The 26445-nt window shown below is 70.6% G+C and carries 27 protein-coding genes; 11 read left to right on the top strand and 16 right to left on the bottom strand.

Annotated elements, in window-relative coordinates; all coding sequences use genetic code 11:
- Nucleotides 1–251 precede the first annotated feature (251 nt).
- The 3 genes from gshB to rsmI form a co-directional block, all read right to left on the bottom strand.
- The gene (gshB, locus tag EPA64_RS14525; protein ID WP_134727024.1) at nucleotides 252–1199 is read right to left on the bottom strand and encodes a glutathione synthase; all 948 of its coding nucleotides are present in this window, start codon (nucleotides 1197–1199) and stop codon (nucleotides 252–254) included.
- Nucleotides 1200–1263: 64 nt separating this feature from the next.
- Nucleotides 1264–1698: a YraN family protein gene (locus EPA64_RS14520; protein WP_134727023.1), complete on the bottom strand. Its 435-nt coding sequence runs from the start codon at nucleotides 1696–1698 to the stop codon at nucleotides 1264–1266.
- The gene (rsmI, locus tag EPA64_RS14515; protein WP_134727022.1) at nucleotides 1679–2650 is read right to left on the bottom strand and encodes a 16S rRNA (cytidine(1402)-2'-O)-methyltransferase; all 972 of its coding nucleotides are present in this window, start codon (nucleotides 2648–2650) and stop codon (nucleotides 1679–1681) included. The genes EPA64_RS14520 and rsmI overlap by 20 nt, the downstream gene beginning before the upstream one ends.
- 99 nt (nucleotides 2651–2749) lie before the next feature.
- Here rsmI and EPA64_RS14510 point away from each other — a divergent pair, with 99 nt between their 5' ends.
- The 3 genes from EPA64_RS14510 to murJ all read left to right on the top strand — a co-directional run bounded on the left by EPA64_RS14510 (nucleotide 2750) and on the right by murJ (nucleotide 8633).
- Nucleotides 2750–3949 carry a penicillin-binding protein activator gene (locus tag EPA64_RS14510; RefSeq protein ID WP_134727021.1) on the top strand — a complete coding sequence of 400 codons (1200 nt, stop codon included), beginning with the start codon at nucleotides 2750–2752 and terminating at the stop codon, nucleotides 3947–3949.
- 2 nt (nucleotides 3950–3951) lie between these two features.
- Nucleotides 3952–6756, top strand: coding sequence for a [protein-PII] uridylyltransferase (locus tag EPA64_RS14505; RefSeq protein WP_134727020.1), 2805 nt, complete (start codon nucleotides 3952–3954; stop codon nucleotides 6754–6756).
- A 347-nt stretch (nucleotides 6757–7103) separates the two neighbouring features.
- Nucleotides 7104–8633: a murein biosynthesis integral membrane protein MurJ gene (gene murJ, locus EPA64_RS14500; RefSeq protein ID WP_134727019.1), complete on the top strand. Its 1530-nt coding sequence runs from the start codon at nucleotides 7104–7106 to the stop codon at nucleotides 8631–8633.
- A 119-nt stretch (nucleotides 8634–8752) separates the two neighbouring features.
- Here murJ and EPA64_RS14495 read toward each other — a convergent pair whose 3' ends face one another.
- Nucleotides 8753–9463 (bottom strand): rhomboid family intramembrane serine protease, encoded by a 711-nt coding sequence (locus tag EPA64_RS14495; RefSeq protein WP_134727018.1) that lies wholly within the window; start codon nucleotides 9461–9463, stop codon nucleotides 8753–8755.
- 80 nt (nucleotides 9464–9543) lie between these two features.
- On the opposite strand from EPA64_RS14495, the gene trpS reads away from it, so the two are divergent.
- The gene (gene trpS, locus EPA64_RS14490) at nucleotides 9544–10557 is read left to right on the top strand and encodes a tryptophan--tRNA ligase (protein ID WP_134727017.1); all 1014 of its coding nucleotides are present in this window, start codon (nucleotides 9544–9546) and stop codon (nucleotides 10555–10557) included.
- A 77-nt stretch (nucleotides 10558–10634) separates the two neighbouring features.
- On the opposite strand, the gene EPA64_RS14485 is transcribed toward trpS, so the two are convergent.
- The gene (locus tag EPA64_RS14485; RefSeq protein ID WP_246026778.1) at nucleotides 10635–11747 is read right to left on the bottom strand and encodes a PA0069 family radical SAM protein; all 1113 of its coding nucleotides are present in this window, start codon (nucleotides 11745–11747) and stop codon (nucleotides 10635–10637) included.
- 121 nt (nucleotides 11748–11868) lie between these two features.
- Here EPA64_RS14485 and EPA64_RS14480 point away from each other — a divergent pair, with 121 nt between their 5' ends.
- Entirely contained in the window at nucleotides 11869–12063 is a 195-nt protein-coding gene (locus EPA64_RS14480; RefSeq protein WP_134727016.1) for a hypothetical protein, read from the top strand.
- A gap of 4 nt (nucleotides 12064–12067) precedes the next feature.
- On the opposite strand, the gene EPA64_RS14475 is transcribed toward EPA64_RS14480, so the two are convergent.
- On the bottom strand, nucleotides 12068–12670 hold the full coding sequence (locus EPA64_RS14475; RefSeq protein ID WP_134727015.1) for an HNH endonuclease: 603 nt from the start codon (nucleotides 12668–12670) through the stop codon (nucleotides 12068–12070).
- Between the two features lie 240 nt (nucleotides 12671–12910).
- Here EPA64_RS14475 and EPA64_RS14470 point away from each other — a divergent pair, with 240 nt between their 5' ends.
- Nucleotides 12911–13300, top strand: coding sequence for a COG4315 family predicted lipoprotein (locus EPA64_RS14470; RefSeq protein ID WP_134727014.1), 390 nt, complete (start codon nucleotides 12911–12913; stop codon nucleotides 13298–13300).
- A 42-nt stretch (nucleotides 13301–13342) separates the two neighbouring features.
- On the opposite strand, the gene EPA64_RS14465 is transcribed toward EPA64_RS14470, so the two are convergent.
- From EPA64_RS14465 to EPA64_RS14455, 3 genes are all read right to left on the bottom strand, one after another.
- A complete protein-coding gene (locus EPA64_RS14465) occupies nucleotides 13343–14005 on the bottom strand; it encodes an alpha/beta hydrolase (protein ID WP_134727013.1) in 663 nt (220 codons plus the stop codon).
- Between the two features lie 69 nt (nucleotides 14006–14074).
- Entirely contained in the window at nucleotides 14075–14698 is a 624-nt protein-coding gene (locus EPA64_RS14460; protein WP_134727012.1) for a DNA-3-methyladenine glycosylase family protein, read from the bottom strand.
- Nucleotides 14698–15345, bottom strand: coding sequence for a GntR family transcriptional regulator (locus EPA64_RS14455; RefSeq protein WP_134727011.1), 648 nt, complete (start codon nucleotides 15343–15345; stop codon nucleotides 14698–14700). The genes EPA64_RS14460 and EPA64_RS14455 overlap by 1 nt, the downstream gene beginning before the upstream one ends.
- Before the next feature lie 65 nt (nucleotides 15346–15410).
- On the opposite strand from EPA64_RS14455, the gene EPA64_RS14450 reads away from it, so the two are divergent.
- Genes EPA64_RS14450 through EPA64_RS14440 form a run of 3 tightly spaced genes read left to right on the top strand, consistent with a single transcriptional unit; the run spans nucleotide 15411 to nucleotide 17630 of the window.
- Nucleotides 15411–16160, top strand: a complete 750-nt coding sequence (locus tag EPA64_RS14450; RefSeq protein ID WP_134727010.1) for a pyrimidine 5'-nucleotidase — start codon at nucleotides 15411–15413, stop codon at nucleotides 16158–16160.
- A gap of 38 nt (nucleotides 16161–16198) precedes the next feature.
- Nucleotides 16199–16438, top strand: a complete 240-nt coding sequence (locus tag EPA64_RS14445; RefSeq protein ID WP_134727009.1) for a hypothetical protein — start codon at nucleotides 16199–16201, stop codon at nucleotides 16436–16438.
- The gene (locus EPA64_RS14440; protein WP_134727008.1) at nucleotides 16422–17630 is read left to right on the top strand and encodes a UbiH/UbiF family hydroxylase; all 1209 of its coding nucleotides are present in this window, start codon (nucleotides 16422–16424) and stop codon (nucleotides 17628–17630) included. Before EPA64_RS14445 ends, EPA64_RS14440 begins: the two co-directional genes overlap by 17 nt.
- 103 nt (nucleotides 17631–17733) lie before the next feature.
- On the opposite strand, the gene EPA64_RS14435 is transcribed toward EPA64_RS14440, so the two are convergent.
- Both EPA64_RS14435 and EPA64_RS14430 read right to left on the bottom strand, forming a co-directional pair.
- Nucleotides 17734–18195, bottom strand: a complete 462-nt coding sequence (locus tag EPA64_RS14435; RefSeq protein ID WP_134727007.1) for an Lrp/AsnC family transcriptional regulator — start codon at nucleotides 18193–18195, stop codon at nucleotides 17734–17736.
- A complete protein-coding gene (locus EPA64_RS14430; protein WP_134727006.1) occupies nucleotides 18192–18647 on the bottom strand; it encodes an Lrp/AsnC family transcriptional regulator in 456 nt (151 codons plus the stop codon). The genes EPA64_RS14435 and EPA64_RS14430 overlap by 4 nt, the downstream gene beginning before the upstream one ends.
- A gap of 123 nt (nucleotides 18648–18770) precedes the next feature.
- On the opposite strand from EPA64_RS14430, the gene ilvC reads away from it, so the two are divergent.
- Entirely contained in the window at nucleotides 18771–19793 is a 1023-nt protein-coding gene (gene ilvC, locus EPA64_RS14425; RefSeq protein ID WP_134727005.1) for a ketol-acid reductoisomerase, read from the top strand.
- 173 nt (nucleotides 19794–19966) lie between these two features.
- On the top strand, nucleotides 19967–21205 hold the full coding sequence (locus EPA64_RS14420; RefSeq protein ID WP_134727004.1) for an AI-2E family transporter: 1239 nt from the start codon (nucleotides 19967–19969) through the stop codon (nucleotides 21203–21205).
- Between the two features lie 42 nt (nucleotides 21206–21247).
- Here EPA64_RS14420 and EPA64_RS14415 read toward each other — a convergent pair whose 3' ends face one another.
- From EPA64_RS14415 to EPA64_RS14395, 5 genes are all read right to left on the bottom strand, one after another.
- Nucleotides 21248–21517, bottom strand: coding sequence for a DUF333 domain-containing protein (locus tag EPA64_RS14415; RefSeq protein ID WP_134727003.1), 270 nt, complete (start codon nucleotides 21515–21517; stop codon nucleotides 21248–21250).
- A gap of 313 nt (nucleotides 21518–21830) precedes the next feature.
- Nucleotides 21831–22937: a BMP family ABC transporter substrate-binding protein gene (locus tag EPA64_RS14410; protein ID WP_134727002.1), complete on the bottom strand. Its 1107-nt coding sequence runs from the start codon at nucleotides 22935–22937 to the stop codon at nucleotides 21831–21833.
- Between the two features lie 22 nt (nucleotides 22938–22959).
- Nucleotides 22960–23847, bottom strand: a complete 888-nt coding sequence (locus EPA64_RS14405; protein ID WP_134727001.1) for an ABC transporter permease — start codon at nucleotides 23845–23847, stop codon at nucleotides 22960–22962.
- The gene (locus EPA64_RS14400; RefSeq protein WP_134727000.1) at nucleotides 23844–24923 is read right to left on the bottom strand and encodes an ABC transporter permease; all 1080 of its coding nucleotides are present in this window, start codon (nucleotides 24921–24923) and stop codon (nucleotides 23844–23846) included. Before EPA64_RS14400 ends, EPA64_RS14405 begins: the two co-directional genes overlap by 4 nt.
- A complete protein-coding gene (locus EPA64_RS14395) occupies nucleotides 24910–26433 on the bottom strand; it encodes an ABC transporter ATP-binding protein (RefSeq protein WP_134726999.1) in 1524 nt (507 codons plus the stop codon). Before EPA64_RS14395 ends, EPA64_RS14400 begins: the two co-directional genes overlap by 14 nt.
- Nucleotides 26434–26445: the final 12 nt, after the last annotated feature.

Below are 26445 nucleotides of genomic sequence, written 5' to 3'. Positions count from 1 at the left end.
CGCCTGCTCATCCGACGATGCCACAGGCGAGCGGTGCAGAACCCGGTGCGGCTTTGCCGGTTCTCGCGCCAAGACGGCGACCCGGCGCCGCGGGACGCCGATCTGGTGTGACCCGCAGAGACTGAACCGCGCAGGTTTCCCGCTTGGCGAGGCCCGCGTGGGCCCTCGTCTCGACCATGTTGATTCGCCACGCCGGGCTGGTCCCGTGGGACCACCCCCACCCGCGCCACACGTTGCGGCCTTGGCCCTGCCTAGCCCGCCGCCCGCCGCCGCTCGATCGCCTCCCAGATCAGCGCGGCGGCGTTGATGCCGTCGAACCGCTCCAGCTCCTGGATGCCGGTGGGCGAGGTCAGGTTGATCTCGGTCAGCCAGCCGTCGATCACGTCGATGCCCACGAAGATCTGGCCCTTTTCCCGCAGGACGGGACCGATGATGGCGCAGATCTCGCGTTCGCGCTCGGTCAGGCCGACCTTCTCGGGGCGGCCGCCGACATGCATGTTCGACCGCGCCTCGCCCTCTGCCGGGACGCGGTTGATGGCGCCGACCGGCTCTCCGTCGACAAGGATGATCCGCTTGTCGCCGCGGACGACGGCGGGCAGGTATTTCTGCGCGATCACCGGCTCGCGGTTGATGCCGCCGAACAGTTCCAGCAGCGCCGACAGATTGGCGTCGGCCTGCGGCAAGTGGAACACCCCGGCGCCGCCGTTGCCGTAAAGCGGCTTGAGGATGATCTCGTCGTGCTGCTTGCGGAAGGCGCGGATCGCATCGGCATCCCGCGCGATCATCGTGGGCGGTGTGAGGTCCGGGAAATCCAGCACCATCAGCTTTTCCGGCCAGTTCCGCACCCAGAACGGATCGTTGACGACCAGCGTGCCGGGATGGATCCGGTCCAGCAGGTGGGTCGATGTCACGTAAGCCATGTCGAACGGCGGATCCTGACGCAGCCAGACCACGTCGAACCCGGCCAGATCGACGCGCCGCCAGTCGCCGAAGTCGACGTGATCGCCCTTTTCCCGCCGTAGCGTGATGTCGCGGCCGGTCGCCATGACCCGGCCCTGATCGAAGACCAGCCGGTCGGGGGTATACTGGAACAGCGAATGGCCGCGCTCCTGCGCCTCGATCGCGATGCGGAACGTGGAATCGGCGGTGATCGAAACCTGTTCGATCGGGTCCATCTGCAAGGCAACGGTCAGGCCCATGAATCATGCTCCGGCTGGTCGATTGCGGGTCTTGTGGCAAGGCCCCCGTCTTGATGCAACCGCGTCAGTTCAGGCCGAAGGCATTGGGGATCAGGTCGATGGCGCCGGTCTCGTCAACCAGCGCCGCGTCAAAACGCTGTTCGGTCAGCGAGCCGTCGGGCAGATCGGCGCAATACTCCTGCGCGGCAAGGCAGATGCGATCCATCTGCCGACGCGACAGACGCTCGGCGGCAATGGCGTGGGTGGTGCTTTTCTTGACCTCGACAAAGACCATCGCAGGCCCGTCCCGCAGGATCAGGTCGATCTCTCCGGCCCGGCCGCGCCAGCACTGCGCCAGGATCTCGCAGCCGCGCGACCGATAGACCTCGGCGACGCGCCGTTCGGCATGGTGGCCCGACGCATGGGCCGTCAAGCCGCGCGCCACCCGCGCCGTGCGGAACGACCGCGCCGCGGGCACCGGTTGGGCGCGGTCGAACCGGTCAAAGGCCTCGTGTCTCATCGCCATCCTCCTGCATGGCCAAGGCCATGCGATACACATCCTTGCGCGGCAGGTTCAGCGCGCCCGCCACCTCGGCGGCGGCGTCGCGCACCGTCATCCGCCCCAGCCGGCCGGCCAGGGCCGTCCTGACCTCGTCTGCGCCGGCCAGGACCGGGGCCGGCGGCGCCAAAACGACCACCACCTCGCCTTTCAGCCCCGCGTCGGGAACCATCTCGCGGACCTCGGCCACGGTTCCCCGCAGCACCTCCTCGAACTTTTTCGTCAGTTCCCGGCACACCGCCATACCCCGATTCGCCTCAATCTCGCACAACTCATCCAATAATTGCTTAACGCGCCTCGGACTCTCGAACAGCACGACGGTCGCGTCGACCCCGGCCAGCCCGCCCAGCCATCTGCGGCGCGCCGCGGCTTGCGGCGGGGGGAATCCCGCGAACAGAAATCGGTCGCTGGGCAGGCCCGCCACCGTCAGCGCCGCCAGCAGGGCCGACGGACCCGGCACCGCATGGACGCGCGCGCCCGCCCCGGCCGCGTCGCGGGCCAGCGCAAAGCCGGGGTCGGCGACCAGCGGCGTGCCCGCGTCCGAGCAATAGGCCACCGACAACCCCTGCCCCAGCGCCGCCAGCAGGCCCGGACGGGCGCGGGCGGCGTTGTGGTCGTGATAGGCGACGATGCGGCGGCCGCGCAGCGGGATGGCGTGGATCGCCATCAGGTGGCGCAGCGTGCGCGTGTCCTCGGCTGCCAGCAGGTCGGCGGCGTTCAGCACGTCCAGCGCCCGCAGCGTGATGTCGCGCGCCACCCCGATGGGGGTCGCCACCAGATGCAGGCCGGGGGGCAGCGGCCTTGCCTCGATGGTGGCCGTAAGCGGGCGGGCCGGCTCGCGCGCGGCAGGCGCCTCTGCCCTGCGGGCCGCACCCTCGGGGCCGCCCGGCCCGGTCCGCGCATCCTTGGTCATCGTCCGCTCCGTGCCCCGGCATGGGCGCGTCAGGTTGCCACGTCGCGCTCCTTGTGGCTAGGCTTGCCCCGTCGGCCCACCGCCCAACGAGGAACCACCATGTCCACACTCGCCCCCCGCCGCGCCTTGCATGCGTTGCGCCGGCCCCTGTGGCGCGCCGCCGCGGCGGTTGCGGCGCTGGCGCTGGCCGCCTGTCAGCCGCTGGAACCGACCGCCTCGGGTCCGCAGACCGGCCCGATGATCGATCCGTCGCAGCCGGTGCAGGTCGCGCTGCTGGTGCCGACCGGGTCGGGCAACGCCGAGGTCGAGTGGCTCGCCCGCTCGCTTGCGAACGCGGGCCGCATGGCCGCGGCCGACGCGCAGGGCGCGCGCATCGACCTGCGCGTCTATGAAACCGCCGGCAGCGCCGAAACCGCCGTCGCCCGCGCGAACGAGGCCGTGGCCGCCGGCGCCAAGATCATCGTGGGCCCCCTGTTCGCCGAGGAAACCAACGCCGTCGGCAACGCCATGCGCGGGCGGGTGAACGTGCTGTCCTATTCCAACAACGCCGACATCGCCGGGGGCAACGTCTTTGTGCTGGGCAACACCTTCGGCAACACGGCCGACCGGCTGGTGTCCTATGGCACCAGCCAGGGCCTGCGCCGGTTCCTGGTGGTGTCGGAGACCGACACGGCGGGCCAGCTGGGCGGCGCCGCGATCGAAAGCGCGATCGCCCGCAACCGCGCCACGATGGCCGGCCGCACCAGCCACGGGATGAGCCGCGCCGACATGGACGCGGTCGCCCCGCAGATCGCGCAGGCCGCCCGCGCCAACAACGCGCAGGCGATCTTCCTGACCGCCAACCAAAGCAGCGTCCTGCCCGAGATCACCGCCGCCCTGGCCAATGTCGGGCTGAACGGGTCGGCCATCCAGATGATGGGGCTGACGCGCTGGGACACGCCGTCCGAACGGCTGGGCCTGGCGCAGCTGCAGAACGGCTGGTTCACGGTGCCGGACCTTGCCCGCATCTCGGCGTTCCGCAACCGCTATCAGGCGGCCTACGGGGAACAGCCGCACGAGCTGGGATCGCTGGCCTATGACGGGGTGTCGGCGGTCGCGGCGCTGGTCCGCGCCGGGCGAAAGAACGCCGTGACGACCGCGGGGCTGACCAGCGGCGGCGGATTCGCGGGCATCCAGGGGCCGTTCCGCCTGCGCCCCGACGGCAGCATCCAGCGCAGCCTGGCGGTGGCCACCATCCGCGGCGGCAGGCTGGTCATCCTTGACCCCGCAGGCCGCAGCTTTGGCGGCGCCGGGTTCTGACCTTGACCGCCCCGGCCACGCCCGGCGCGGCGGGCGACCCCGCCGCCCCCGTCCAAAGCGCCCCGGCATTGCCCGGGGCGCATGCGTTGTTCGACCCCGACCGGCTGGCGGCGGCGCTGGACGAACGGCTGGCGGGCCTGGCCGATGCCCGCGCGATCAGGGACGCCACGGTGGACCTGCTGTCGCGGGCGCGGGCCGAGGCGATGGCCGATATCGTCGCGGGGCTTGCCAGCCACCCGCGCGCGGGCCGCGAAACCGTGCGCGCCATCGCCACCCTGACCGATGCGACGGTGCGGGCGGTCCATCACGTCGCCACCTGCCACCTGCACCCCAACCCCCACCCGACCGAGGCCGAGCGCCTGGCCGTGGTGGCCGTCGGCGGCTATGGCCGGGCCGAGATGGCGCCGCAGTCCGACGTGGACCTGCTGTTCCTCGCGCCGTGGAAGATCAGCGGCTGGATCGAAAGCATCGTCGAGTCGATGCTTTACATGCTGTGGGATCTCAAGCTGAAGATCGGGCACGCGACACGCTCGCTGGACGAATGCCTGCGGCTGGGCGAACGCGACATGACGATCCGCACCAGCCTGCTGGAACACCGCCGCATCTGCGGTGACGCGCTGACCGCCGAAACCCTGCGCGACCGCCTGTGGCCGGAACTGTTCGAGCGCACGATCCCCGAGTTCATCGAGGCCAAGCTGGCCGAACGGGCGCAGCGCCACAAGCGGCAGGGCGGCCAGCGCTATGTGCTGGAACCCAACATCAAGGAAGGCAAGGGGGGCTTGCGCGACCTGCAGACGCTGTACTGGATCGCCAAGTACATCCACCGCGTGGACCGCGCGGTCGAGCTGGTGGATCTGGGGTTCTTTACCCGCGACGAGCACGCAACCTTCTGGGCGGCCGAGGATTTCCTGTGGGCGGTGCGCTGCCACCTGCACCTGATCGCGGGGCGGGCGGTCGATGTCCTCAGCTTTGACATGCAGGTCGAGGTGGCGGCCCGCATGGGTTATCACGACACGACCGGCCGCCGCGCGGTCGAGATCTTCATGCAGGATTACTTCCGCCACGCCACCCGCGTGGGCGAGCTGACGCGCGTGTTCCTGACCGCGCTGGAACAGCGCCACGTCTATCGCGCGCCGCTGCTGCCCGGCATCTTCCGCCGCCGAAGGGCGCTGCGGCCGGGGTTCACCGAAAAGACCGGGCGGCTGACAATCGACGCCCCCGATGCGTTCCTGACCGACCCGCTGAACATCCTGCGCCTGTTCCAGGAGGCGCTGCGCACCGCGATCCTGCTGCATCCCGACGCGATGCGGCTGGTCGCGGCGAACCTGTGGCGCATCGACGACCGCATGCGCCACGACCCCGAGGCGGCGCGCATCTTCCTGGACCTGCTGCTGGGGCACGGCAATCCGGTGCGCTCGCTCAGGCGGATGAACGAGTTGGGAGTGCTGGGCGCCTATATCCCCGAGTTCGAACGCGTCGTCGCCATGATGCAGTTCAACGTCTATCACCATTTCACCGTGGACGAGCATTCCATCCAGTGCGTCGCGGCCCTGTCGGCCATCGAGCGCGGCGACGAACAAGAGGATCTGCCCCTTGTCAGCGCCATCATGCAGGGGCCGATCGACCGGACGGTGATCTATCTGGCGACGCTGCTGCACGACATCGGCAAGGGCCGCCCCGAGGATCATTCCATCATCGGCGCCCAGATCGCCCGCAAGGTCTGCCAGCGCCTGCGCCTGGCGCCCGAGCAGGTCGAACTGGTGGAATGGCTGATCCGCAACCACCTGCTGATGTCGGACGTGGCGCAGAAACGCGACATCGCGGACCCCCGCACCCTGCGCGATTTCGCCAAGGCGGTCCGAACGCGCCGGCGGCTGGACCTGCTGACCGTGCTGACGGTCTGCGACATCCGGGGGGTGGGGCCGGGGACGTGGAACAACTGGAAGGCGGTGCTGATCCGCAAGCTGTATCAGCAGACCGCCGACGCGCTGGACAACGGGCTTGAGGACGTCAACCGCGAGCAGCGCGTGGACGAGGCGCGGCGCAGCCTGCGCCACCTGCTGACCGCCCAGGGGTGGGAGCCGCGGTCGATCCGGGCCGAGACGCAGCGCCACTATGACAGCTATTGGCAGGGGCTGCCCACCGACACGCAGCAGGTCTTCGCCCGCCTGCTGCGCGGCATCCGCGACGACGAAATCCGCATCGACCTGGACCCCGACCTGAAACGCGACGCGACGCGGGCGGCCTTCGCGCTGGCCGACCATCCGGGCATCTTCTCGCGGCTGGCCGGGTCGCTGGCGCTGGTCGGCGCCAACGTGGTGGACGCGCGGACCTATACCACCCGCGACGGCTATGCGACGGCGGTGTTCTGGATCCAGGACGAGGCCGGGCACCCCTATGCCGCCGACCGCCTGCCCCGCCTGCGCCGCATGATCGAGCGCACGCTGGCGGGCGAGGTCGTCCCGCGCGAGGCCTTCGCCGACCGCGACAAGGTGAAAAAGCGCGAGCGCGCGTTCCGCTTTCCCACCCATGTCACCTTCGACAACGAGGGCAGCGAGATCTATACGATCATCGAGGTGGACACCCGCGACCGCCCCGGCCTGCTTTACGACCTGACGCGGACGCTGGCGCAGAACCACATCCAGATCGCCAGCGCGGTGATCGCGACCTTCGGCGCGCAGGTGGTCGATACGTTCTATGTCAAGGACATGTTCGGGCTGAAGCTGCACCAGCAGGCGCGGCGCGACGCCCTGGAACGCCGCCTGCGCCAGGCCATCCGCGAGGGGGCCGAGCGCGCCGCCGCATGACGCCGCCGGGGCGCGGACGTCCCTTCCGCCGGGATAACCCTGTGCGGGGCGCGTGCCGCGCCCTTGCCCATTCCGCCGTCTCATGTCGGCAGCCCTGCGGGCGTCGCGCAGCCCGGTCTGAGCCGGCGCGTTCCATCCGTGCAACCTTCCGCCGCACCGTCCGCCCCACCATCCGCCCTTGTGGCAGCAGCCCCCTTGCCGGGTCCGCCGCGCCGCCCCGGTCGGGCCACGCGCGGCTTGCGGTGCGGCGCAATCGCGGGCACATCGGCGCGGCACCGGCGCCGGCGGGTGGCGCGCGCCCCGCGAAGGGCCGCCGCAAACGGAAAAATAGCGAGGGGGGACGGGCAATGCGGGGCGGACTGCTGCGGGGCTTTGTCTCGGTCGGGCTGTGGACATTCCTGTCGCGGCTGTCGGGGTTCGTGCGCGACATCCTGATGGCCGCCTGGCTGGGCACCGGCCCGGTCGCCGAGGCGTTCCTCGTGGCGCTGTCGCTGCCCAACATGTTCCGCCGGTTCTTTGCCGAGGGCGCGTTCAACACCGCCTTTGTGCCGCTGTTTTCCAAAAAGCTGGAATCGGGCGAAGACCCGCAGGGGTTCGCCCGCGACGCGTTTTCGGGCCTTGCCTTTGTCGTGGCGGTGTTTTCCGCGCTGGCGATGATCCTGATGCCGGGGCTTGTCTGGCTGATGGCCGCCGGTTTCGCGGGCGACGAACGCTTCGACCTCGCCGTCGAATACGGGCGGATCACCTTCCCCTATATCCTGCTGATCTCGCTCGCCTCGATGATTTCGGGCGTGCTGAACGCCAACGGGCGGTTCACCGCCGCCGCCGCGGCGCCAGTGCTGCTGAACCTTTTGTTCATCGTCGGCATGGTTCTGGGCCGGGCCTTCGGCTGGGATCTGGGGCTGACGCTGGCCTGGGCCACGCCGATCACCGGCATCGCCCAGCTGGCGCTGGTCTGGTGGGACGCCAGCCGCACAGGCTGGCGGCTGGTCCCCCGCCGGCCGCGCCTGACGCCCGAGATGCGGCGGCTGCTGACCATCGCCCTGCCCGCGATCTTTGCCGGCGGCGTGGTGCAGGTGAACCTGCTGGTCGGCCGACAGGTCGGCAGTTTCTTCGACGGGGCGATCGGCTGGCTCAGCTACTCTGACCGGCTTTACCAGCTGCCGCTGGGCGTCGTGGGCGCGGCGGTGGCGGTCGTGCTGCTGCCGGAACTGGCGCGGCGGCTGCGCGCGGGCGACGACAGCGGCGGCCAGTCGGCCTATAGTCGCGCGACGGAATTCGGGCTGTTCCTGACCCTGCCCGCCGCATTCGCCATCGCCGTCATCGCCGTGCCGATGGTGGCCACGCTGTTCCAGCGCGGCGCGTTCGACGCGCATGACACCCAGCAGACCGCCCGCGCGCTGGTCGTCTATGCGCTGGGGCTGCCCGCGTTCGTGATGCAGAAGATCCTGCAGCCGCTGTATTTCGCGCGCGAGGATACGCGCACGCCGTTCCGGTTTGCGGTGGCGTCGATGGTCGTCAACGCGGCCGTGGCGTTCGGCCTGATGCCGGTCGCCGGGTTCCTGGCGGCCGCCATCGGCACCAGCGTCGCGGCCTGGGTGATGGTCGGGCAGCTGTGGTGGGGCACCCGCGCAATGGGGATCGCCGCGCGCGCGGATGCGCGGCTGGTCCGGGCCGTCCCGCGCATCGTGCTGTCGTCGGCGCTGATGGCGGCGGCGCTGTGGGGCCTGCGCGGCTGGCTGGCTGCGGACGGCGAGGGCGACGTGCCCGGCCTCGCCCTGCTGGTGATGGGCGGGGCGGCGATCTATTTCGGCTTGAGCTTTGCGACCGGGGCGGTGCGCGCGGCGGATTTGCGGGCCAACGTGCGCCGCCGCTGAACGCAGCCACACCGACAGGCGGAACAGCAGCCGGAACAGCAGGCAAAGCGCGGGATGCAGGCGAATCGTCACGGGGCCACCTTTCCCCGCGACGGTCGCAGACGATCCTTCAGATCGGGTTAACGGTGCCTGACGCGCCCGCGCAGCCGGGTCCAGCCGCCCGGAACCAGCACGAAGGACAGGGCGAACCCGATCAGGAAGCCCGCGATCTCGGCCACCCAGTTCATCCCCGCGCCGCCGAACACGATGCCGAACACCAGCTGGAACGCCAGCAGGATGCCGATCAGCGAAAACGCCCGCATCTGGTTGGCGTTCTCGGCCCCCAGCCGCGCCCACAAAAGGAATGTGAACGCGCCCAGCAGGCCATAGACGGCGGGATAGCCGCCGACCAGCGGGTCGAACCGCACCCCCGGCAGCAGCCGCGCGGCGACGGCATAGACCAGGCCGCCGCCGACCGCCGCGCCCAGAAACACCAGCGCCACCGCGGCGGGCCGGAACGCGCGGGCCACCATGTTGCCCAGCGCCAGCAGGAACACGCACACGAACAGCGCATGGGTCAGCGAATAATGCACAAAGGGATAGGTCAGCAGCCGCCACAGCTGCCCGCCGACGGGCGTCCAGCGTTCCCACGCGCGGATGGCGAACTCGGGCGCAAAGGCGGTGCGTTCCACCATGATCTGGCGCGCGGCCCCGCCCGCGCCGGGGCCGCCGCCCAGAAAGCCCAGCCGTCCCAGCCCGAAATACGCCTCGGCCGCAAGGATCGGCGCGGCCAGGATCCAGATCACCGCGGGCACGGGGTTCAGCGGGCTTTGGTCGTATCCGGGGCGCATCGCGGTCCTTTCGTGGGGCGGTTGCGCCCGTTCCGGCCAAGGGCTATCCCGGCCGCATCCGTTTTTCCAGCAGGCTTGCCATGACCCACGCGCCCCGCATCTTTTCCGGCATCCAGCCGTCCGGCGGGCTGACGCTGGGCAACTATCTGGGCGCGCTGAAACGCTTTGCCGAAAAGCAGGGGCAGGTCGAGACGGTGTTCTGCCTGGTCGATCTGCACGCCATCACCGTCTGGCAGGACCCCGAACGCCTGCGCCAGCAGACGCGCGAGGCGGCGGCGGCGTTCCTTGCCTCGGGGATCGACCCGGCGCAGTCGGTGCTGTTCGTGCAGTCCCACGTGCCCGCCCACACGGAACTGGGCTGGATGCTGTCCTGCGTGGCGCGCGTCGGCTGGATGAACCGGATGACCCAGTTCAAGGACAAGGCCGGCAAGAACGCCGAGGCCGTCAGCCTTGGGCTTTATGCCTATCCGGCGCTGATGGCGGCCGACATCCTCGCCTACAAGGCGACGCATGTGCCGGTGGGCGAGGACCAGAAGCAGCATGTCGAACTGACCCGCGACATCGCGGCCAAGTTCAACCACGACTATGGCGTGGATTTCTTCCCCCTGCCCGAGCCGGTGATCGAGGGCGCGGCGACCCGCGTCATGTCGCTGCGCGACGGCAGCAAGAAGATGTCGAAATCCGACCCCTCGGACGCCAGCCGCATCAACCTGACGGACGACGCCGACACCATCGCGCAAAAGATCCGCAAGGCCCGGACCGATGCAGACCCTCTGCCGGGGTCGATGGCGGGGCTGAAGGACCGGCCCGAGGCGCGCAACCTCGTCAACATCCATGCCGCGCTGACCGGCGAGACCCCGGACGCGGTCTGCGCCCGGTTCGAGGGGCAGGGCTTTGGCGCCTTCAAACCCGCGCTGGCCGAGGTCGCGGTGGGCGTCCTGTCGCCGATCACGGCGCGGATGAACGCGCTGATGGCCGACCCGGCCGAGATCGACCGCATCCTGCTGGCGGGGGCCGAGCGGGCGCATGCCATCGCAGCCCCCATCGTGGCCGACGCGCGCGAGATCATGGGGATGATCCGCGGCGCACGCTGATCGGGCGCGCTGAAAAAGGGGGCGCTGCCCCCGGCCCCTGGCGGGGCCTCCCCGGGATATTTCGGGCCAGAAGATGCCTAGAACAGCGACAGCTGCTGGCCTGCGCGGGGCGGCGGGGCAAAGCGGCTGCAGTCGAGGGCCGGGCTTTCGGTCGCAAAGCCCAGCCGCTTGCGGGCGAGGCGGAAACGCTGGTGCAGCAGCTCGGCCTCGACCCCCTCGCCGCGCATCCGGCTGCCGAAGCGGGGGTCGTTGTCGCGCCCGCCGCGCATCGCCCGGATCGCGGCCATGACATGCGCGGCTTTGCCGGGGTGATGCCGGTCCAGCCAGTCGCGGAAAAGCGGCGCCACCTCGAGCGGCAGGCGGATCGGGATCATGCTGGCGGTGGCGGCGCCGGCGTCCCGCGCGGCGGCAAGGATCGATTCCAGCTCGTGCGCGGTCAGCACCGGGATCATCGGCGCGGCCATGACGCGCACCGCGACGCCCGCGTCCGCCAGCGCCCGGATCATCCGCAGCCGCGTCGCAGGCGCGGGTGCGCGCGGTTCCATCTGCCGGGCAAGCGCCGGGTCCAGCGTGGTCAGCGAGACGCCGACGAACGCCTGCCCGCGCGCGGCCATCGCGCCGATCAGGTCCAGGTCGCGCAGGATGGTGTGGCCGCGGGTGACGATGCTGACCGGGTGGTTCCAGTCGTGCAGCACCTGCAGGCAGCCGCGCATGATCCCCAGCCGCGATTCGGCCGGCTGATAGGGGTCGGTGTTGGTGCCGAAGGCGATGGCCGCCACGGCATAGGCGGGGCGGGCGATTTCCTCGGCCAGCCGGGCCGGGGCTTCCGGCTTGGCGGTGATGCGGGTTTCGAAATCCAGCCCCGGCGACAGGCCCAGATAGGCGTGGCTGGGGCGGGCAAAGCAATAGATGCAGCCGTGTTCGCAGCCGCGATAGGGGTTGACCGAGCGGTCGAAGGGCACGTCGGGCGACTGGTTGCGGGTGATGATCCGGCGCGGGTTTTCGGTCGCGATCTCGGTGCGCAGCAGGGCGGCGTCGGGCGGGGTGTTCCAGCCGTCATCCTCTCGCACCGGCTGATAGGGTTCGAACCGCGCCGCCGGGCGATGGGCGGCGCCGCGGGCCTTGAGGATCTCGTCGGGGTTGGCCGGGGGAAGGTGGGGCGGGGGCAGCATGAGGACAGGATAGAACATACCGCGAACTTCGTCATCCCTTTTGAATCGAATGCTGTGCGGCTTGTCGCCGCCCCGCGCGCCATCCCCCTTCCATCGCCGCGCGGCAGACCCCATATTCGGACCAGAACCGGAGGGAACGATGCCCCTGCCCCATTTCCTGCTGATGCTTGCCGCCGTGATCCTGACCGCGGGCGCCACGCTGTGGGCCGCGCTGGCCGCCGGTGTGCCGCTGCCGTTGATGGGCGGCGTGGTGCTGGCGGGGGCCGTCGTCGTGCATCTGGCCACGCGGTCGCGCGACGCGGGCGACGGGCCGCATCACCACCCCGGCGCCTGACCGCTCAGCTTTCCAGTTCGGCGTCCCAGTACAGGTAATCGATCCAGCTGTCGTGCAGGTGGTTCGGGGGGAATCGCCGGCCGATGGCGTGCATCTCTTCGGTCGAGGGGCGGCGCGGGGCATGGCGCAGCCGCAGCCCCGACTGGCGCAGGCTGCGGTTGGCCTTTTTCAGGTTGCAGGGCGAACAGGCGGCGACCACGTTTTCCCAGCTGGTCACGCCGCCCCGCGACCGGGGCACCACATGGTCGAACGTCAGATCGCCCCTGGCCCCGCAATACTGGCAGCAGAACTCGTCCCGCAGAAAAAGATTGAAGCGCGTGAAGGCCACGCGCTTCCTGGGTTTCACATAGTCCCTGAGGACGACGACCGAGGGGATTCGGATCACCTCGCGCTGGCTGCGGACCACCTCGTCGTATTCGGCGATGATGCTGACGCGGTCCAGGAACACGGCCTTGATCGCCTCTTGCCAGGGCCACAGCGACAGCGGGTAATAGCTGAGCGGGCGGAAATCGGCGTTCAGGACCAGCGCCGGATTGCGGCGCAACGACGCGGGGTCGCGCACGAACTGGGTGCGAAAGTCGGAACCGCCGTGATGGTCGTCCAGCATCGTGCGTCGCGCGCCCCCTGCCCCCGGCGTGGCCGGGCCTGTCAGAACCGTCGCGCCGACTATATCTGGCGGTCGCAAGCTGGCAAGTCCCGGACATCTGGTCACGCGCGGGTTGGCGCGCATTCGTGACGCGGCCGTGACAGGGCGGCCGCGGTTCGCTGTTTGGGGCGCGCGCCGCGCCGTGGTATGATGGCGCGCCGCCCCCGCGATGCAGACGGGCACGCGGCAGGAGGTCACATCATGAGCAAACCGATCAATCCCCTGCGCGCGACCCTTGCCGCATCGCTGCTGGGCCTGGCCGCGACGGCGGCGCTGGCCGATCCGGGGGTCGTGCGCATCAACACGCCCTCGGGGCAGGTCTATGCCGACGCGCGCGGCATGGCGCTGTATGTCTTTGACAAGGACGAGCCGGGCAAGTCGAACTGCGACGGCGACTGCGCGGCGAAATGGCCGCCGCTGGTGGCGCCCGCAGGGTCCACCGCGACCGGGGCCTTTGCGCCGATCACGCGCAGCGACGGCACGATGCAATGGGCGATGGACGGCCGCCCGCTGTATCTGTGGGTCAAGGACACCGCGCCCGGCCAGACGACCGGGGACGGCGTGGGCGGGGTCTGGCACGTCGCCAAGTGACGGGGGCCAAGTGACGCGGGCGGGCGGCGGACGGGCCGCCGCTCAGCCCTCGTCCAGCACGTCGCGCAGGAACGCCAGCGCCACCGACAGCCCGTCGGGCGCGATGCCGTGGCCGGTGCCCTGCATGGTGTGGCCATAGACGGTAAAGCCCGCGCCGGTCAGGGCCTGCGCGGCCAGGTCCATGTCGGCATAGGGCACCATCTCGTCCGCGTCGCCGTGGACCAGCAGCACCGGCGGGCGGACCCGCACCTCGGCCGCCAGCAGTTCGGGGGCCAGCAGCCGGCCGGAAAACCCGATGATGCCCGCGATGGCCGTATCGCGGCGCGGCACGACATGCAGCGCCATCATCGTCCCCTGCGAGAACCCGACCACGACCATGCGGTCGGGGGACAGCCCCTCGCGTTCAAGGACCGCGTCCAGAAAGGCGTCGATGTCGTCGGCCGCACGGGCCATCCCGTCGCGGGCGTCGGTTTCGGACGACCCGTCCAGCCACGGGATCGGAAACCACTGGCGGCCAAAAGGATTGTTGCGCGACGGGTCCGTGGCGTCCGGCGCATAAAAGGCCGTGGTCGGCAGATGCGGGATCAGCGGATCGGCCAGACCCAGCAGGTCGGCCCCGTCCGCACCATAACCATGCAGGAAGACGACGACCGAGCGGGCAGTCTCGGGGCCCTTGCGGCCAGAGGACAGGGGACGGGGGGGCATCGGCACTCTCGCAATTCGGAAAAACCCGCGCAGTTTGGGCGATGGGGGCGGGATGGTAAAGGCAAAGCCTCAGATCACGCCCTCGCGCCCCTTGGCGACGCGGTAATGCGCCCACAGCGCGCGGGCGGCGACGGCGCGCCAAGGGCGCCAGGGCTGCGCCAGTTCGGACAGCGCGCGGGGCGTGGGCCGGGCGTCCAGCCCATACAGCAGCCGCGCCGATTCCTGCAGCGCAAGGTCGGCGGGCGCGAATGCGTCGGCGCGGCCCAGCGCGAACATCAGATAGATCTCGGCCGTCCAGCGCCCGATGCCGGGAAGCGCGGTCAGCGTCTCGACGACCGAATCATCAGACTGCGCGGCCAGCGCGTCCCAGTCCACGCCCGCCGCGGCGATGCCGCGCAGATAGCGGATCTTGGGGCCCGAGAGGCCGCACGCCCTCAGCGAAGCCTCGTCGGCCTCCGCAATGGCGCCGGGCGTCACCAGCCCCGCCGCGGCCAGCCGGTCCGAGATGGCGCGGGCGGCATGGATCGACAGCTGCTGGCCCACCACCGCGTCGAGAATGGCGGCAAAGCCGCCCTCGCGCCGGCGCAGCGGCAGGTCGCCCAGGCCGGGCAACACCCGCGCCCAGACCGGACAGACCGCCGCCAGATGGGCCGCGCCCTCGGCCAGGTCGGCGTCGGACGCGATCAGGCGCATCAGCGGCGGTCCTGTTCGATGGTGTCGGCCCAGGCGCGCGCGCCCTCTTTCAGGCGCGTCTCGAACGCGGTCGAGATATGCTCGCGCAGCGCCTGTTCGGCGGCGGCCGCGTCGCCCGCGGCGATGGCGTCCACGATCTTCTGATGCTCGGCCATCGCCCTGTCGCCCCGTCCCGGCGCGGCCAGCGACGTGTGGGCCATCAGCGCCATCGTGCGATGCACGATGTCCAGCTGCTGCACCAGATAGCGGTTGTGCGACGCCAGATGGATCTGGTGGTGAAAGCGGCGGTTCGCCCGGCTCAGCGCCTGCGGGTCGGCGACGATGCGGCGGTCGTCCTGCACCATCTGGTTCAGGACGCGCACCTCCTCTCGGGTCGCATGGCGGGCGGCAAGGCGGGCGGACAGGGCCTCAAGCTCGGTCCTGACGGTGTAAAGCTCGGCCAGCTGGTTGTGGTCCAGCGTCGCCACGATCAGGCTGCGGCCGTCGCGGGTCAGCATCGACTGGGTTTCCAGCCGTTGCAGCGCCTCGCGCACGGGGGTGCGGCTGACGCCGAAGCGTTCGGCCAGTTCCGATTCGACCAGCCGGTCGCCGGGGCGATAGGTGCCGTTGTCGATGGCCGACAGGATCAGGGAATAGGCGTCCTTCATGCCGGCACAGTTGGGCCGCGCCGCCCGCGATTGCAAGCCGCACAAGGGCGGGCTAGGCCGCCCCCATGTCCGATGCCGTCCCCTGCCCCCCTTGCGGGCCGTCCGCCCTTCGCGCCGCCTTTGCCGGGGTGGATCTGTGGATCTTTGACCTGGACAACACGCTGTATCCGCCCGGCACGCGGCTGTTTGCGCAGATCGAGGCGCGGATGACCGCCTATGTCCAGCGCTTGCTGGGCGTCCCCGCGGCCGAAGCCGACCGCCTGCGCGCGCGATACTGGCGCGACCACGGCACCACGCTGGCCGGGCTGATGACGCATCACGCCATCGACCCGGCGGCCTATCTGGCCGATGTCCACGCCATCGACTTTTCCGCGCTGGCCCCCGATCCGGCGCTTGCCGCGGCCATCGCCGCGCTGCCGGGGCGCAAGATCGTCCACACGAACGCCGACGCGGCCTATGCGCGCAAGGTGCTGGCGGGCTGCGGCCTGGCGCCTGAACGGGCCGCGCTGTTCGACGCCGTCTATGGCATCGAAGAGACGGGCTTTCACCCCAAGCCCGACCCGCGGTCATTCGCCGCAGTCGCCGCCGCGCATGGCGTTGACCCCACCCGCGCCGCCATGTTCGAGGACGATCCCCGCAACCTTGAAACCCCGCATGCGCTGGGGATGCGCACGGTGCTGGTCGGCCCCGGACGCCACGGGCCGGACGATCTGGACCCCGACCACGCCCACGGTCCCCACGTCCAGCACCGCACCGACGACCTGCCCGCGTTCCTTGCGGCGCTTGCGGCCCGGCCGCGCCCCGTGGCAGACTGAGCGGGCGCAAGCCAGTTGCACGATCACACGAGGCCACCATGTCCCAGACCCACAAAGGCGCGGCCGAGACCGTCGGCGAGGCGCTGACCGGCGACGCCGAGATGCAGTCCCGCGCCGAGCTGCGGATCGCCACGCGCATCCTGGGCATCCTTGTGATGGTCGTCATCGTGCTGGCGGTGATCGTGATGCTGTTCGGCCTGCCCGCGCTGAACATCATCGGGCTGATCGGCACGGTCATCGTGTTCGGCCTGCTGATCGCCTATGCCGCCGGATTCTGACCGGGCGGTGACGTCGGTCGATGTGCTGGTGTCGGGCGGCGGCGTCGCCGGGCTGATCGCGGCCGCGGCCTTCGGGGCCGAGGGGCGCTCGGTGCTGTGCGTGGACCCGTTCGCCCCCGTCACGACCGAGGACGGACCGGGCGCGGACCTGCGCACGACCGCGTTCCTGCAACCCTCGGTCGATCTGCTGGACCGGATCGGGCTGTGGGGCCGGCTGGCGCCCCATGCCGCGCCCCTTCAGGTGATGCGGATCGTGGACGCGGGCGGCGCGCGCCCGGTGGCGCGGCTGACGCGCGAGTTCGACGCGTCCGAGATCTCGGACCGGCCATTCGGCTGGAACATCCCCAACTGGCTGCTGCGGCGCGAAATCTCGGCCCGGTTGGCCGAACTGCCGGGGGTCGAGTTTCGCCCCGGCACCGGCACCGCCGGGCTGACGCCGCGCGACGACGCCGCGCTTGTGACGCTGACGGACGGCAGCGCGGTTGCCGCGCGGCTGGTGGTCGCCGCCGACGGGCGCGATTCGCCCGTGCGCCGCGCGCTGGGGATCGGCGTGCGCACCATCCGTTACGGGCAAAAGGCGCTGGCGTTCGCGGTAACGCACGAGCGCCCGCACGACAACGTCTCGACCGAGGTTCACCGCTCTGGCGGGCCATTCACGCTGGTGCCCCTGCCCGACCGCGACGGCCGCCCCGCGTCGGCCGTGGTGTGGATGGAACGCGGCCCCCGCATCGCGCAGCTGCGCGCCATGCCGCGCGAGGATTTTGCGGCGGAACTGAACGCCCGGTCCGCAGGCGTGCTGGGGCATCTGACGCAGGCGACCGGCCTGACGGAATGGCCGATCATCAGCCAGATCGCCGACCGCTATGCCGGGCCCCGCACCGCCCTGATCGCCGAGGCCGCGCATGTCGTGCCGCCCATCGGCGCGCAGGGCCTGAACATGAGCCTGGCCGACCTGGGATCGCTGCTGGACCTGTCGCGCCACGATCCGGGTTCGGCGGACAGCCTGGCCGCCTATGCCCGCCGCCGCCGCCCCGAGGCGCTGGCCCGGCTGATCGGCATCGACGCGCTGAACCGCGCCAGCATGATGACGCCCCGCCCCCTGCGCGACCTGCGCGCGGCAGCCTTGGGCGGGCTTTACGCGCTGGCCCCGGTGCGCCGCACGATGATGCGCGCGGGGCTGGGGATGCGGTAAGGCCGGGGCCACCGCGCGGGGACGCTGCGGCGGCCTTTCTGCTGAGAGCATTGACGGGTGGTTCCGGTTGCCCGCAAGCCGAGTATTTGGACCAAGAAGAAACTCAGCCCAGCGGGCCGGGACGGCGTTCCTCGGACAGGACGACGTTCGCCTCGACCTGGCCCACGCCGGGCAGGGTCATGATGCGGCGGCGCAGGATGCGTTCGAAATCGGGGATGTCGCGGGCCACGATGCGCAGGCGGTAGTCAAAGCGGCCCAGCACGTGCTGGACGGTCTGCACCTCGGGGATGGCGGTCACGGCGCGCTCGAACGTTTCCAGGTCGATCCGCCCCTTGGCGGCCAGCCGCACGCCGAGGAACACGGTCACGCCGAACCCCAGCGCGGCGCGGTCCACCACGACGCGCCGGCCGGCGATGACGCCCGCGTCGGTCAGGCGGCGGATGCGCCGCCACGCGGCGGGCTGGGTCAGCCCCACCGCGCGGCCGATCGGCGCCGCCCCCAGCGTCGCGTCGGCGGCCAGCAGGCGCAGGATGGCGCGGTCGGTGTCGTCCAGATCGACGCTCACAGCGCAAGCTCCGCCGTGTCCTTGATCGTGGCGACCAGCATCAGCGGCTCGATATCCGTCACATGGGGCAGCGCCAGGATGCGGTCGCGCCAGATCTGCTGCCAATGGGCCATGTCGCGCGCGATCACCGACAGCCGGATATCGACCGACCCCAGGAAGGTCTGGATCTCGGTCACCTCGGGCACGTCGCGCGCGGCCGCGGTGAAGGCGTCGAAGGCGCGCGGTTCGGTCTTGTCGAGGGTAAAGCGCAGGCTGACCTGAACCTCGTATCCCAGCGCGCGCCAGTCGATGCGTGCCTCGGTCCCCTGCAGGACGCCACGGTCGCGCAGCCGGTCCAGCCGGCGCCACAGCGTGGCGGCGGTGACACCCGCGCGCGCGGCCAGCGCCGCGTTGTCGGCCTGCGGATCGGCCAGCAGGTGGCGCAGGATACGCCGGTCGGTGTCGTCGAGCATGATTTTTGCGCATGATCGGTATGAGGGACATAGATTTCGCGCATATTGCCCGCACGGCCTGAAGAATGCAACGCCCTCAGCCCGCCAGACGGCTAGGTTCCATCCATTACAAGGAGAAGAACCATGCGCGTTTACTATGACCGCGACTGCGACGTGAACCTGATCAAGGACAAGAACATCGCCATCCTGGGCTATGGCAGCCAAGGCCACGCCCACGCGCTGAACCTGCGCGACTCGGGCGCCAGGAACCTTGTCGTGGCGCTGCGCGAGGGCTCTCCCTCGGCGCAGAAGGCCGAGGCCGAGGGGCTGAAGGTCATGGGCATCGCCGAGGCCGCCAAATGGGCCGACCTGATCATGTTCACCATGCCCGACGAACTGCAGGCCGACACCTATCGCAAATACGTCCACGACAACCTGCGCGATGGCGCGGCCATCGCATTCGCGCACGGGCTGAACGTGCATTTCGGCCTGATCGAGCCGAAAAAGACCGTGGACGTCATCATGATGGCCCCCAAGGGCCCGGGCCACACGGTGCGCGGCGAATACGTCAAGGGCGGCGGCGTGCCCTGCCTGGTCGCGGTGGACAACGACGCGTCGGGGCGCGCGCTGGACCTGGGGCTGTCCTATTGCTCGGCCATCGGCGGCGGGCGGTCGGGGATCATCGAGACCGACTTCCGCGAGGAATGCGAAACCGACCTGTTCGGCGAGCAGGCGGTGCTGTGCGGCGGGCTGGTCGAGCTGATCCGCATGGGCTTCGAGACGCTGGTCGAGGCGGGCTATGAGCCGGAAATGGCCTATTTCGAATGCCTGCACGAGGTGAAGCTGATCGTCGACCTGATCTATGAGGGCGGCATCGCCAACATGAACTATTCGATCAGCAACACCGCCGAATACGGCGAATATGTCAGCGGCCCGCGCATCCTGCCTTACGACGAAACGAAGGCGCGGATGAAGGCGGTGCTGAAGGACATCCAGTCGGGCAAGTTCGTGCGCGACTTCATGCAGGAAAACGCCGTCGGCCAGCCGTCGTTTAAGGCCACGCGCCGCATCAACGACGAACACCAGATCGAACAGGTCGGCGCCAAGCTGCGCGAGATGATGCCGTGGATTTCCAAGGGCAAGATGGTGGACCGCGCGCGCAACTGATGCCGCCGGGGGCGGGGGGCACTCCCCCCCGCCGCACATCCCGGCAAGGACAAGGGAGGGCGTCCATCGGGGCGCCCTTTTTTCGTGCAAATGCCTGTGGTTGACGGTCGCGACCGGCGGGAACCAACGACCCGCGGCGCGGATTGATCCGGGCATCGACAAGGGGGCGGATCATGGCGGACGAGGGCGAGTTCAGCGGGGCCGCCCCCGGCGGACATGGCGCGCAGGGTGAACGGCCGGACATCCGCACCATCCTTCTGGCGCTGATCGCGCTGGTTCTGGTCGGCTGGGCGCTGCGTGCGATGGCCGCCGTGGCGATCCCGGTGGTCGCGTCGATCCTGATCGCGCTGGCGGTGATGCCGGTGCGCGACTGGGTGCGGCGCAGACTGCCCGAAAAGCTGGGCGGGCTGGGCATCGTCGCCGCCATGACGCTGTTGCTGCTGGTGGTGGCGGTGTTCGCCGGTGCGCTGTGGCTTGCCGCGCAGCAGGTGGCCGCACAGTTGCCGGGCGGCGGCGAACAGGGGGTCGAGCTGCTGACCCAAGGCGGCGAGGCGACGGGCGATGGTTCCCGGCAGGCGCTGCCGCTGGGCCTGCCCGCGGACGTCACGGACCCTGCGGACGGGGCGCAGCCGTCAGGCGAAGGGGCGTCCGCCGGCGGCGGTCCCGGCGTTGCCGGGCTGCTGGAGGGACGGGCTGGCGACCTGGCCGCGCGTTTCGGCGACACCGTCATCGGCGTCCTTGCGGATACCGGGGCGGCGGTCCTGAACTCGGCGATGGCGATCGGATCGGCGCTGGTGGTGATCTTTTTCCTGGTCCTGCTGATCCTGATCGAAAGCGGCGACTGGCGGCAGAAGATCGCGACCGTCACCCGCCGCCGCGACGAATGGCGGCTGACCGAATCGGCCGAGGTGATCGCGCAGAAGGTCCGCACCTATCTGCTGATCCGGGCCGTGCTGGGCGCGGTGACGGCGGTGCTTTACGGGCTGTGGCTGTGGTTCTTTGGCGCGGGGCTGATCATCGTCTGGGCGATCCTGACGTTCCTGCTGAACTTTGTCCCCACCGTGGGGTCCATCGTCGCCGGGCTGCTGCCGGTCATCTATGTGCTGATCACGCAGGATGCCGGGACCGCGGCCGCCGTCGGCGTCGGCATCCTGGTGATCGAGCAGGTGATGGGGAACTATGTCGATCCGCGCGTTTCCGGCAACCGCATCGCCGTGTCGCCGCTGGTGGTGCTGGTGGCGCTGCTGTTCTGGGCGTGGGTCTGGGGCATCCCCGGCGCCCTTCTGGCCGCGCCGGTCACGGTGTCGCTGATCGTGCTGGGCGCGCATGTGCCGGTGCTGCGCCCCTGGGCGCTGCTGCTGTCGGACCGGACGGACATGCAGGGGCTGAAGGACGCGACGCGGCCCAAGTGACGCGGAGGGGATGACCGGCGCGGCGCGATGCCGCCTTGCGCGTCACAGGTCGTTGTGGCTGTTCAGCAGATCCGCCGCGCGCACGGTGCGGCCGTCGGGCAGCCGGCACAGATCGGCCCGCCTGCCCCCTGCGGTGCCCGCGATGACCGCGCCCCCGGTGCCCGCGCAATACAGCGCCGCCGGATCGACGATGGCGGCTGCCGCCGGTGCCCGCGCCGCCGACTGGGCCTGCGGGGACGCCCCGCCCCCGCAGGCCGCCAGCAGCAGGACCGACACGGGCACGGACATGGTCATTGGCATCATGCGGTTCATCCGGTGGTCCCTTGCGTCGGTTGCGTCGGTTGCGTGGGTGGCAGGGTGCCAAGCAGCGCCGCGGCAGGCAAGCCGCAGCGGACCGGCGCGCCGAAAAGATGCCGCGCGGCGCGGGCGCAGGGCCAGTGCAAACGCGATGCGCGTGACGCCCTGCGCCAGCATCCGCGCAATGGGCAAGCAATCAGGAACCGGCGCAGCCGGCCGCGCGGGCGGCTGCGCGGGCGGCCCCCAGCCGGGTCGCTGGTCGCAAAGGCCGCGACATGAAAGGGCGGACCTGTCCCGGCCCGCCCCTGTCGTTTCCCGGCGTGTCCCGTTACTTGGGGATCTGCGCCGTGATCCCCTCGACAAAGAAGTTCATGCCCGACAGTTCCTCGTCGGTGGCGACCGCGCCCTCGGCCAGCCAGTCGCTGCCGTCCTGCTTTTTCAGCGGACCGGTGAACGGGTGGTATTCCTTGCTGGCGATCTTCGCCTGCAATGCCTCGGCCTCGGCCTTGATCTCGGCCGGGACGGCGTCGGTGATCTCGCCGATCTCGACCTCGCCGTCGCCGATGCCCAGCCAGACGCCGTGCGAGGTCCAGGTGCCGTCCAGCACCTCGCCCACGCGCTTGATGTAATAGGGCGCCCAGTTGTCGATGATCGAGCTGACCCGCGGCGTCGGCTTGAAGTTCGCCATGTCGGACGCCTGACCGAAGCCGATCACGCCGGCTTCCTGCGCCTTGGCAAGCGGCGCGGTCGAATCGGTGTGCTGCAGGATGACGTCCACGCCCTCGGCGATCAGGGCGGCGGCGGCGTCGGCCTCTTTCGCGGGGTCGAACCAGCTATAGGCCCAGACCACCTTCATCTCGACGTCCGGGTTCACCTTGCGGGCGTGGATAAAGGACGAGTTGATGCCCTGCACGACCTCGGGGATGGGGAACGACCCGATATAGCCGATCTTGTTCGACTTGGTCATGCGGCCCGCGATGGTGCCGATCACCGCCCGGCCCTCATAGAAGCGGGCGTCATAGGTCGCCACGTTGTCGGCGCGCTTATAGCCGGTCGCATGCTCGAACTTCACGTCCGGGAACTTGGCGGCGGTGTTGATGACCGAATCCATGAAGCCGAAGCTGGTCGCGAAGATCAGCTTGTTGCCGGCCAGCGCCAGCTGGGTCAGCGCGCGCTCGGCGTCGGCGCCCTCGGGGACGCTTTCGATGAACGTCGTCTCGATCCGGTCGCCGTATTCCGCCTCGATCGCCTGCCGGCCCAGGTCGTGCTGATAGGACCAGCCGCCGTCGCCGACCGGGCCGACATAGATAAAGCCGACCTTCAGCTTTTCACCCTCGGGGATGGGGGCGGCGGTCTGGGCCACGGCGCGGACGCCGGGCAGCAGGGCCAGCAGCGCCGCGGCTGCGGCCGAGGCCAGAAGGGTTCTGCGGTTCATCGAAAGCTCCTTGCGGTCGGGGTTATCGCAGCGCGTGGAAGGTGCGGCCCAGCGAGCCGGGTGCCGCGCCGCCCCCTCCGCGCGCGTATTTCTGCCGGGCCGATATCAGCACCAGAACGATGATCGTGGCAAGATAGGGCGCCATGCTAAGCAGTTGAACCGGAACGGCGACGCCCGCCGCCTGCAGGCGCAGTTGCAGCACGGTCACGCCGCCGAACAGCCACGCGCCCGCCAGCACGCCCCACGGGTTCCAGCCCGCGAAGACGACGATGGCCAGCGCGATCCAGCCGGCGCCGGCGGTCATCCCCTCGGTCCACTGCAGGACGATGGCGATGCTGATATAGGCCCCGCCCAAGCCGGCCAGCGCGCCGCCCGCGGCGATGGCCGCGACGCGCACGGCGCGGACCTTGTAGCCCAGCGCGTGCGCCGCGTCATGGTTTTCGCCCACGCCGCGCAGGATCAGCCCCGACCGGGTGCGGTTCAGGAACAGCCACGCCAGCGGCACCAGCGCAAGGCCCAGCCAGATCATCCAGTTGACGCCCAGCGGCCCGCCCGGCATCGCGGGGGCCTTGATCCCCTCATACGGTTTGCCGAACATCGCGGTCAGCCCCAGCCCGAACAGCGTCAGCGCAAGGCCGGTCGCGACCTGGTTGGTCAGCAGCATCTGGGTCAGGGCGGCAAAGATCATCGCCAGCGCCGCACCTGCGACGGCGGCGGTGACAAACCCGGCGGCGGTGCTGCCGGTGGCGTGGGCGGCGGCGAACCCCGCCAGCGCGCCCACGATCATCAGCCCCTCGACCCCCAAGTTCAGGACGCCCGCGCGTTCCACGATCGCCTCGCCCAGCGCGGCGAACAGGATCGGCGTCGCGGCGGACACCAGCAGCAGCAGCGTCGTCAGATCGAGGATCATGCCCCGCCCTTTCCCAGCCGGATGCGGAACCGGGTCAGCGTGTCGAAACCCAGCAGGAAGAACAGCAGCATCCCCTGGAACACCTGCACGGTCGCGGCGGGCAGCTGCATGGTCAGCTGCGCGAGTTCGCCCCCAATATAGGTCAGCGCCAGCAGCAGCCCCGCCAGCAGGATGCCCAGCGGGTGCAGGCGGCCCAGGAACGCCACGATGATCGCGGTGAACCCATAGCCCGAGCCGAAGCTGTCGATGATCTGCCCGCCGGGGCCGGACGCCTCGAACAGGCCCGCCATGCCAGCCAGCGCGCCCGACAGGCCCAGGCAGAACGCGACCAGCACCGCGGGCCGCACCCCCGCAAAGCGCGCGGCGCGGGGCGCGAGGCCGGCGGCGCGGATATGAAAGCCGCGGATATGGCGGCTCATCAGGAACCAGGTGGCGACCACCGCCAGCGCCGCGGCGACCACGCCCCAGTGCGCGCCGGTGCCCGCAACCAACTCGGGGTTCGCGGCGGCCGGGTATTGCTGCAGGTTGCGCGACCCGGGCATGCCGAACCCTTCCGGGTTGCGCATCGGGCCGAACGCCATCCACGCCGCCAGTTTCTGCGCGACATAGACCAGCATCAGCGACACGAGGATTTCCGACGCGCCGAACCAGTTGCGCAGCATGGCCGGGATCATCCCCCAGGCCCAGCCGCCCGCCGCGCCCGCCACGACCATCGCGGGGAAAATCCATGCCCCCTCGGCCGGATAGGCGGCCAGCGCCACCGCCGCGCCGGTGATGCCGCCGACGATGTATTGCCCCTCGGCCCCGATGTTCCAGATGCCGGCGCGGAATCCCACCGCCAGCCCGCAGGCGATCAGGATCAGCGGCCCGGCCTTGACCAGCAGCTGCGGGCGCGAATAGCCCGCCGCCGTTCCGAACAGCGGATCCCAGAAGATCGTGCGGACCGCCGCGACCGGGTCGAACCCCATCAGCGCAAACAGGATGCCGCCCGCGATCATGGTCGCGGCGACCGCCATCAGGGGCGTGGCGAACTCCAGCCAGCGCGGGGCGGCGGGGCGGGGTTCAAGCCGCAACATGCGCGACCTCCATCCCGTGGGCGCCGCCCAGCATCAGGCCGATCTGCTCGATCGTCAGCCCCTCGGTCGGGACGGGCGCGGACAGCCGTCCGTTGTTCAGCGCGGCAAAGCGGTCCGACAGCTCCAGCAGCTCGTCCAGATCCTGGCTGATGACGACGACCGCCGCGCCGCCGCGCGCAAGGTCCAGCAGCGCCTGCCGGATGGCGGCGGCGGCCCCCGCATCGACGCCCCACGTCGGCTGGTTCACGACCAGCGCGCGGGGCTGCTGCATGATCTCGCGGCCGATGACGAATTTCTGCAGGTTGCCCCCCGACAGCGAGGCGGCGGGCGTCCCCGGTCCCGGCGTGCGCACGTCAAAGGCGGCGATGATGCGTTCGGCAAAGGCGCGCGTCGCGCCGTGGTCGATCAGGCCGCCGCGCGCCAGCCCCTGCCGGGTCGCCCCGGTCAGCAGGGCGTTTTCCGTCAGGCTCATCTCGGGGACGGCCGCGTGGCCCAGCCGATCCTCGGGCGCGGCCAGCAGGCCCGCGCGGCGGCGGGGTTCCGGTCCCAGGCCCGACAGGTCGGTGCCCGTCAGCGTCACCGTGCCGGGGCGGCCGACCGTCTCGCCCGACAGGGCGGCGATCAGTTCTTCCTGTCCGTTGCCGGCGACGCCGCCGATGCCCAGGATCTCGCCCGCGTGGACGGCAAAGCCCACGTCGCGCAGCAGCGTCCCGTCGTGGCCCGCAGCCGAGGTCAGGCCCGCGACCGTCAGAACCGCCTCGCCCGTCTGCCGGCCGCTGCGGTCCACCAGCCGCATTTCGGCGCCCACCATCATCGCCGCCAGTTCGCGCGCCGAATGGTCGCGCGGGCTGACGGTGCCCACCACGCGGCCCTGCCGCAGGATGGTGGCGCGGTCGCAATGGGCGCGGATCTCGTCCAGCTTGTGGCTGATATACAGGATCGCGGTCCCCTGCGCGGCCAGCTTGCGCAGGGTGGCGAACAGGATTTCCGCCTCTTGCGGGGTCAGGACGCTGGTCGGCTCGTCCATGATCAGCAGGCGCGGCCCGCCCAGCAGGCAGCGCACGATTTCCACCCGCTGACGCTCGCCCGCCGACAGGCTGGCGATGCGCCGCGCGGGGTTCAGCGGCAGGCCGTAGGCCGCGCTGACCTCGGCGATGCGCTGCGACAGTTCGCGCCGGGGCGGCGGCGCGTCCATGCCCAGCGCGATGTTTTCGGCGACGGTCAGCGCGTCGAACAGGCTGAAATGCTGGAACACCATGCCCACGCCCGCGGCGCGTGCGGCATGGGGGTCGGCGGGCGCATGGGCCGCGCCGCCCAGCCGCATGTGGCCCGCGTCGGGGCGCACCAGCCCATAGATCATCTTGACCAGCGTGGACTTGCCCGCGCCGTTCTCGCCCAGAAGGGCGTGGATTTCCCCCGCCCCCACGGAAAACGACACGTCGTCATTGGCGCGCACGCCCGGATAGGTCTTGCCCAGGCCCTCGGCCCGGAACAGCTCGGTTGTGGTCACGCGCGTCCCCGT

It is taken from the genome of Paracoccus luteus (genome assembly GCF_004522155.1).
GTDB lineage: Bacteria > Pseudomonadota > Alphaproteobacteria > Rhodobacterales > Rhodobacteraceae > Paracoccus > Paracoccus luteus.
The sequence above is the reverse complement of the archived record's forward strand: the minus strand, read 5'-3'. Positions and strand labels throughout refer to the sequence as shown.